This is a genomic window from Paenimyroides tangerinum, assembly GCF_003865405.1.
Taxonomy (GTDB): Bacteria; Bacteroidota; Bacteroidia; order Flavobacteriales; family Flavobacteriaceae; genus Flavobacterium; species Flavobacterium tangerinum.
Window position 1 is genome coordinate 60,666 of sequence record NZ_RQVQ01000019.1, and the last position, 8,434, is coordinate 69,099.

Annotated in this window: 8 protein-coding genes and 1 pseudogene; 3 read left to right on the plus strand and 6 right to left on the minus strand. The window is 29.3% G+C overall.

Going from position 1 to position 8,434, the window contains the following annotated elements; genetic code table 11:
• Positions 1–2: 2 nt before the first annotated feature.
• Positions 3–890 carry a CPBP family intramembrane glutamic endopeptidase gene (locus tag EG240_RS09755; protein WP_125019211.1) on the minus strand — a complete coding sequence of 296 codons (888 nt, stop codon included), beginning with the start codon at positions 888–890 and terminating at the stop codon, positions 3–5.
• Positions 891–1,009: 119 nt separating this feature from the next.
• Between EG240_RS09755 and EG240_RS16860 the strand changes: the two are divergent.
• A pseudogene (locus EG240_RS16860) lies at positions 1,010–1,703 on the plus strand (IS1595 family transposase); the annotation flags it as partial.
• Between the two features lie 120 nt (positions 1,704–1,823).
• Here EG240_RS16860 and EG240_RS09760 read toward each other — a convergent pair.
• From EG240_RS09760 to sucC, 5 genes are all read right to left on the minus strand, one after another.
• On the minus strand, positions 1,824–2,096 hold the full coding sequence (locus tag EG240_RS09760; protein ID WP_125019212.1) for a superinfection immunity protein: 273 nt from the start codon (positions 2,094–2,096) through the stop codon (positions 1,824–1,826).
• A 224-nt stretch (positions 2,097–2,320) separates the two neighbouring features.
• Positions 2,321–2,995, minus strand: a complete 675-nt coding sequence (locus EG240_RS09765; protein ID WP_125019213.1) for a hypothetical protein — start codon at positions 2,993–2,995, stop codon at positions 2,321–2,323.
• Between the two features lie 3 nt (positions 2,996–2,998).
• Positions 2,999–3,502, minus strand: a complete 504-nt coding sequence (locus EG240_RS09770) for a hypothetical protein (RefSeq protein WP_125019214.1) — start codon at positions 3,500–3,502, stop codon at positions 2,999–3,001.
• A 4-nt stretch (positions 3,503–3,506) separates the two neighbouring features.
• Positions 3,507–4,004 carry a hypothetical protein gene (locus EG240_RS09775; RefSeq protein WP_125019215.1) on the minus strand — a complete coding sequence of 166 codons (498 nt, stop codon included), beginning with the start codon at positions 4,002–4,004 and terminating at the stop codon, positions 3,507–3,509.
• A gap of 61 nt (positions 4,005–4,065) precedes the next feature.
• The gene (gene sucC, locus EG240_RS09780; protein WP_125019216.1) at positions 4,066–5,259 is read right to left on the minus strand and encodes an ADP-forming succinate--CoA ligase subunit beta; all 1,194 of its coding nucleotides are present in this window, start codon (positions 5,257–5,259) and stop codon (positions 4,066–4,068) included.
• A 260-nt stretch (positions 5,260–5,519) separates the two neighbouring features.
• Here sucC and lysA point away from each other — a divergent pair, with 260 nt between their 5' ends.
• Both lysA and EG240_RS09790 read left to right on the plus strand, forming a co-directional pair.
• Positions 5,520–6,725 (plus strand): diaminopimelate decarboxylase, encoded by a 1,206-nt coding sequence (gene lysA, locus EG240_RS09785; protein ID WP_125019217.1) that lies wholly within the window; start codon positions 5,520–5,522, stop codon positions 6,723–6,725.
• A gap of 86 nt (positions 6,726–6,811) precedes the next feature.
• Positions 6,812–8,230: an alkaline phosphatase gene (locus EG240_RS09790; RefSeq protein ID WP_125019218.1), complete on the plus strand. Its 1,419-nt coding sequence runs from the start codon at positions 6,812–6,814 to the stop codon at positions 8,228–8,230.
• The last annotated feature ends 204 nt before the right edge of the window (positions 8,231–8,434 follow it).

Below are 8,434 nucleotides of genomic sequence, written 5' to 3' on the forward strand. Positions count from 1 at the left end.
TTTTAAATTTTACCTGTTAATTTATTTTTCCAATCGTTCCATTTGTATTTTTTAGCAAAAAAGAAAATCAAAATCGGAAAGACAACAAAAACTTGAATATAAATTTCTGTCATACTATTTTCTGTAGAAACTTGTTCGAAAATCGCATTGGTTTGTAAAGCAGAATTATTTGAAGTTACCAAAATAGCTGCAACTAAATTATTAGCTGCGTGAAATCCTAAAGCCAATTCAAGTCCGTCATCCATTAAAGTAATGATTCCTAAAAACAATCCAGTTCCAATATAAAAAACCATCATTTGTAATCCAAAAGCTCCCACTTCAGGATTTGCAATGTGCATTAATCCAAAAGTAATCGAAGTAAACAACAACGGAAACCATTTGTTTTTTGTCAATAATCCCAAACCTTGCATCAAATAACCACGAAACAAATATTCTTCAAAACTGGTTTGTAATGGAATTAAAATTAATGCTAAAACTAAAAGAACTAAAAATGGAGCTAATTTGAAATTAATTACAAAATCATCTGGTGATACAAAATATTGAACTAAAATTACAGTTACAAGAATTGCTGCCCATAAAAAAAAGGAAAAGAAAACACGTTTATAATCAATCTTTTGACGAGCTGTGGTTAACGAGGTAATCGATTGTTTATGAAAAAACTTAACCCAAAGTAGCAAAATAACACATAAAGCAGCCAACGGAAGTACCATAATTGCAAAAACAATATTCTTACCTAAAGAATCAATCATCATTTGAATCATTTCGTTTGTATTGGTTTCACTTGCCAAAGTTGCAATATAATTGAAACCCATAAATAGGAAAAATACCAAAGGAAATGGTAGATATTTGATTAAAGTTTCTTTCTTATTTTTTAATTGTTCGATATACATTTTTTAAGTATTTTGATTGTTGTCGAAGTTACTGTAAATTTGATAAGTTCACGCCAAAAATATTGATATATTAATTTTTAGAGCTGTAAAATGTATTTACTTATATTTTGAAAAAAAACATGATATCATTTCAAGGAGAGAATATAATCGATTTTTTGAAATGAATAAAACAGGTTTCGATTGCTTAAGATATCTAACATTGAAGAATGTTTTTCATTGAACCAAATGTCCTTAGAAGAAGTTTACAATTCGAAAATTAAGCTTTGTAAGAGATTGTAATTTATGTCATCATATCGAGAGACTAACTGCAAATACATTATTCAATAAAGTTAAATTTGGAATACGAAAAACTTTTAGAATTGTGTTTGAAATGACAATTACCGCAAAAAAATTATCATCTTCTCGAATGGCAAAACGCAATGGAATTAGTCGTCCAAATGCTTGGTTATTTATTCATAAGGTTGGCTTGGCAATGAAAAGCTGCAAACAAAATACTATTGTAGAAACTGTTTATATTAATGAATTTATTTATCAAGGTAAAGAAAATTTGAAACAACAACGAAGTTAAGATATTAAAAAAAATTGTAGCAGGTGTCGATATTGTTTCAAAACGCTGAATTAAAAGAATTTATTTTTAACGAATAAAAGTTTATTCTTCAGTTGAATTTAGTAAAATATTTGTTGATCATATTTCTTCACAAGCCATCGTGAAAACAGATAAATCGTCTAGATATAAACCTTTAAAAAAAGGAATATAAAATTGAGCAAATCAAAATAAAACTAAAGATTTTTTGCATAAATATTTTATCTCATGTTGACATGGTTTTAAAAAATGAATTAAGAAATAAAAAAAAACAATTTTGTACTTGAATAACTTCGGGAAAATATCTGAGATTTTTGCTTTTCGATTGTCATTTAGATTCGTAAAATACTTTATTCGTCTAAATCATTATCATTTCTAAGAAAATCAATTGTTTTACTTTTAGCATTTATTGACCAAACCAATGAAATCAACCATCCAATTCCTGTGAAACCAAAAGGCACATTAAAAAGAACTATATATTTAAATTGAATTTTATCTCTAGCAATAAAAGAAGGAATAAGATAAATAAAAACAATTAAAACACCAGCAATAACTTTTTCTTTCGTTATTTCATTATTCTCAAATGGTAAATTGCTATTTAGTAAAAATATTAAATCAAACATAAGCAACTCAAATTATTATAACAATGTTATTAGATTTAAATACAATTCTGCTATAAACCTCCTAATTTACAAACTAATCTTTACAAAAACTACACGGGATTTCAGTTTTAAAAATTGCAATAGCTGTCTCTATTAATTCAAGTGAAACATTTTACCAATTGTCAAAACGAAATCAAATTAAAATCCTCAAATCGTAATTAACTTTTTGAGGATTTTTTTTATTATTATTGAAAGGAAAGAAATTGAGGACTTATGTATTGAAAAGAAATAGATTCTGAAAGTGTTTTAGACAATTCTATAACTGATTTTTCACCTGATTCATCAATTAAATAATAAACTAAAAATTCAGTTTCATTCCAACTTGGTTCATATTCAGTAAAAACAAGTCCGTTTTGATTTGCGAAATTTTCAAGATTTGACAACTCATTTTCATCATTTAATTTCACTTTTATATAATTCCCTTCTTTAGCAACTCCGTAAGTAGTATTTCCTTGATATAATTTTCTAACCATGAAAACATCATCCAAATTTTGAATTTGATTTATGTAATTATTCAATTTTTCACAAGACAAACTTCCTTCATTAAAATAACACAAAACCATTTTGGTATTTTTAGACGAAAAAACATTTATATAAATACTTGAAAGTACATCGTCATTGTTTAAAGGAAGCTTAAAAAGGTTTAAATCCGTGAGAATTTTAGTAATTTTTTGATCGGAAAGATTATAATCAAACTCTACTACAATTGCGTTATTCTTAACATTTCTATTATTTTGACCTTCATTTGAATAATAATCAACAACTTGTTCATTACAAAAATTTGAAGAAACAGAATCGTCACTTTCAGATGAGCAAGCGATAAATAAAACGGAAAATAAAAATAAAATAAACTTTTTCATACATTAAAATTTTAAATCAAACCAACCGTTTCTTATGCTATAAATAGTTCCATTTTCTTCGACTGCATCGAACTCGAAAGTAGCAGCGACTATTTTATTTTCATAATCTAATTTAACAATGGTTATAGTCCCACCTATTTCGTTATTTGTAGAAGCCCATTTAGTTGCTGAATTAAAAGCGTAGTAAGTTATTCGACCTGATACATTTGTAGTTTGTCGACCGTTTATTGCATAAGATTTCCCTTCTTCAAATTTAAATTCTGAACCAATTGATATCTCGACTGCTTTTTCATTATTTGAAAGTCTAAATATTATCAATGAACCACCAAACGGATAAACAGAAATGTGTAATTTCTCTAAATTAATATCACTATTTTTTGTTGAAAACATTTCATTATTAAAAGAGAAAGTAACCGTATCACTACCTGTTGGAGTTGAATTTGTGTTATCATCACTTGAACAAGAGAGCAATAAAAGCGATGTAAATAATATTACTAATTTTTTCATTTTATTAAAATTTTAAATCAAACCAACCGTTTCTAACTTTATGTACATTTTGTTTTCGGTCAACTGCATCATAACTAAAAGTTGCTGCAACTATTCTGTTTTCATAATCTAGTTTAACAATAGTAATTGTTCCTTGAAAATTAGCTGTAGTACTACAAATAAAACTTGAATACAAATCATTGCTAGCAGAAAAACCATCTCCATATCTTGGCTCATGAATACGATAGCTTTTTCCTTCTACTACTTTTTCGCGAGAAGATAAATGTAAGCTAACAACTCCTTTATCATTTATAATTCGAAGATTGATAGAAAATACATTATCCGAGACAGTTATACTTTTATTATCAATTGCGGCTGTCGGAAATTCTGATGAGTACAATTTGTCGTCTAAAGTAAAATATACGGTATTACTACCTGTAGGAGTTGGATTTGAATTTGCGTTATCATCGCTTGAGCAAGAAAGCAACAAAAGAGATGTAAATAATATTAATATTTTTTTCATTTAAATAACATAAAAAAAGCCCAAATTTAAATTTGGGCCTTCTCAATTTATAATAAAATTATTAAGATAAAGCAGCTTTCACTTGATCTGCAGCTTCTTGGAATTGAACTGCTGATAAGATTGGCATACCAGACTCATCAATAATTTGTTTTGCTAATTCAGCATTTGTTCCTTGCAAACGAACAATAATTGGCACTTTAATATCGTCACCCATGTTTTTGTAAGCATCTACAACACCTTGAGCAACACGGTCACAACGAACGATTCCTCCAAAAATGTTAATTAAAATAGCTTTTACATTAGGATCTTTTAAGATGATACGGAAAGCAGTTTCAACACGTTTTGCATCTGCAGTTCCACCTACGTCTAAGAAGTTAGCTGGCTCAAAACCTGCGTACTTAATTAAATCCATAGTTGCCATTGCTAAACCTGCACCGTTAACCATACAACCTACTGTTCCGTCTAAATCAACATAGTTTAATCCTACAGCTTTAGCTTCTACTTCAATTGGATTTTCTTCAGCGATATCACGCATTTCAGCTAAATCTTTGTGACGGAATAATGAATTTTCATCCAAGTCAACTTTAGCATCAACTGCGATAATTTTGTTATCAGATGTTTTTAAAACTGGGTTAATTTCAAACATTGAAGCATCTGAACCAACATAAGCTTTGTATAAACAATCAACAAACTTAACCATTTCTTTGAATGCTTCACCAGATAAACCTAAGTTAAAAGCAATTTTACGAGCTTGGAAACCTTGTAATCCAACAGCTGGATCAATTTCTTCAGTGAAGATTAAATGAGGAGTATGTTCTGCAACTTCTTCGATATCCATTCCACCTTCTGTAGAATACATAATCATGTTACGACCTTTACCTCTGTTTAATAAAACTGACATATAGAATTCTGAGACTTCACTTTCACCTGGATAGTAAACATCTTCAGCAACTAAAACTTTATGTACTCTTTTTCCTTGTGGTGGAGTTTGTGGGGTAATTAAATCCATACCAATAATTTGCCCAGCTATCTCTTTTACTTGATCTAAATTCTTAGCCAATTTAACTCCTCCTCCTTTTCCTCTTCCTCCTGCGTGGATTTGAGCTTTAATCACGTGCCATCCAGTTCCTGTTTCTTCTGTTAATTTCTTAGCCGCTTCAACAGCTTCTTCTGCTGTATTTGCAACGTGACCGCGTTGTACACGTACACCGTAGCTAGATAATATTTGTTTACCTTGAAATTCGTGTAAATTCATGATTTATATGTTTTGCTTTTTTAATAGTAAAACAAAAATAGCAAACTTGAACTAATTGACCTAAGAAAAAATGAGAATTATGTACTCACTTATAAAAAATAAAGGTTTAATTCTTTCATATTCTCTTTTTAAACATAAAAATTTTACAATTGTATAATTTTAAAAATGTTATTTTAATTAATTTACAAAAAGTTAAACACCTTTTAAAAAGTTCTATTTTTCTGTAAATTTGCATTTTATAAATTTAATTTCAATAACTTATGGATTCTAACATTTTATTAGAACTTTCTAATCAATATGGTTGCCCTATCTATGTTTATGATGGTAACAAAATTGAATCGCAATTTGCAAGACTTTCAAATGCATTTGCAGGTGTTAAACATTTAAGAATTAACTATGCAGTTAAGGCTTTATCTAACATTTCTATATTAAAGTTATTGAAGAAGTCTGGAAGTGGTTTAGATACTGTTTCTATTCAAGAAGTTCTTTTAGGTTTAGAAGCTGGTTTTGAACCTGAGAAAATTATGTTTACTCCAAACGGTGTTTCAATGGAAGAAATCGAAGAAGTCGCAAAACTTGGAGTACATATCAATATAGATAATCTTTCGGTTTTAGAACAATTTGGACATAAACATCCAAACATTCCCGTTTGTATTCGTATCAATCCACACGTGATGGCCGGTGGAAACAGTAATATTTCTGTAGGACATATCGATAGTAAATTTGGAATTTCTATTCACCAAACACCGCATATCTTACGTATCATCGAAAATACAAAGATGACCGTAAACGGAATTCACATGCATACAGGTTCTGATATTTTAGATATTGAAGTTTTCTTATATGCTTCTGAAATATTATTCGAAACTGCAAAACAATTTAAAGATTTAGAATTTATAGATTTTGGTAGTGGGTTTAAAGTACCATACAAAGCTGGAGATTTAGAAACTGATATTGAAGAATTAGGTGAAAAATTGACAACCAAATTCAATGCTTTTTGTAAAGATTATGGAAAAGAATTAACTTTAGTTTTTGAACCTGGAAAATTCTTAGTAAGTGAATCTGGATATTTCTTGGCTAAAGTAAATGTAGTAAAACAAACTACTTCAACGGTATTTGCTCAAATCGATTCTGGTTTCAACCATTTAATACGTCCGATGTTTTACAACTCATACCATCACATCGAAAACATTTCAAACACAGAAGGTAAAGAACGTTATTATTCAGTTGTAGGATATATTTGTGAAACGGATACCTTTGCTAATAATCGCAGAATCAAAGAAATTTCTGAAGGTGATATTTTGTGTTTCAGAAATGCAGGAGCTTACTGTTTTTCAATGGCATCGAATTATAATTCACGTTATAAGCCAGCAGAAGTTTTATATTATAATAATGAGTCATATTTAATCAGAAAAGCTGAAACATTTAAAGATTTATTAAAGAATCAAATCATAGTGGAACTTTAGTTCCACTTTTTTTTAACAGATAGTTAATGTAAATTTTGAATATTATATCTTTATTCAAAATAAATTTGCATCATAAATAATTCAAAATGGATAGAAGAAAATTTTTCAAAGCTGGAACGTTAGCAGGAGTTGGAGCTGCTTTATTAAATCCATTACAGGGGTTTGCACATCCGATTGAAAATGAAATCAATTATAAAAATAAAAAAGCAAAGAATATTATTGTTTTAGTAAGTGACGGAATGAGTTCTGGGACTTTAAATATGGCAAATATTTATTCTGAACGTATTTTAGGTCGAACTACCAATTGGATTCAAGCATATAAAGACAATATTATTTCGCGCGGTTTAATGGACATGGCTTCTGCATCTTCAATAGTAACAGATTCTGCAGCTGCTAGTTCATCTTGGGGCTCTGGAGAACGAGTTAAAAATGGAGTTATAAACATCAGTGTAAACGGTGAGCAACTGCTTCCTATTTGGCAAAAATTCAAAAAAGCAGGCAAAAAAGCAGGCTGTGTAACTACAGTACCTATTACACATGCTACACCAGCTGGTTTTACAGTTAGTATGAAAAGTAGAAACGACCAATCTGCAATTGCTGAAGAATATTTGAATATTGGTTACGATGTTTTAATGGGAGGTGGTAATAAATATTTTGATGCAGAAACACGTAAAGATAAAAAAGACATGTATGCTGCATTTTCTCAAAAAGATTATAACATTGCAAAATCAAAATCTGATTTAAAAAAGATAGATTACTCAAAACCTATTTTGGGTGTTTTCGGCGAAGATTCTCTTCCGTATGCTATTGATAGAAAAAACAGTAAAGAATTAACAAACGAATATCCTACTTTAGCCGAAATGACTCAAATTGCAATTGATGCAATGAAATCGCATAAAAATGGTTTTGTCTTACAAGTTGAATCTGGTAAAGTAGATTGGGCTGCACATGCAAATGATGTTGCTGGTTTAATTCACGATCAATTGCAATTTGATGACGCAGTAAAAGTTGCTTTAGATTTTGCAAAAGCAGACGGAAACACTTTAGTAATCATCACTACAGACCACGGAAATGCAAATCCAGGAATCATTTATGGAAAATATGCCGATGAGCATTTTGACTCAATTCAAAAATACAATCAAACGAATGAAAGTTTATTAAATAAAATAAAATCCGATACTACAGAAAAAGATTTAATAGATTTTATACATTCTAATTTAGGATTTACAGTTACAAAAGAACAAGCAGATCATTTATTAGACTATTATAAAGGTTTGTATAAAGATGATGATGGATTGTATAATTACAAGAAATTACCTTTTAAATCGTTTGCAGAAATTCAGAAAGAATACAATTCTGTTGGATGGATTTCTATGGATCACTCGGCAGATTATGTAGAAATAGCGATGTTTGGACCTGGTCAACAAAACCAAAAACCATTTATGAAGAATACCGATTTACATTATTTTATGTTAGCTGCTGCAGAAGTTGAAAATAAATTTTAATTTTTTCAATTCATAAAATATTATCTTTAAGAAACTTAGCTAAATTAAAAAAAATAGCTAAGTTTTTTTTTCAAAAAAGCCTTGTCAATACAGAAAAAGCTACTATATTTGCACTCGTAATAATGAAATAAACAACATTACTACAGACCAAGGAGAAATGGCAGAGTGGTCGAATGCGGCAGTCTTGAAAACTGTTGACTGTAA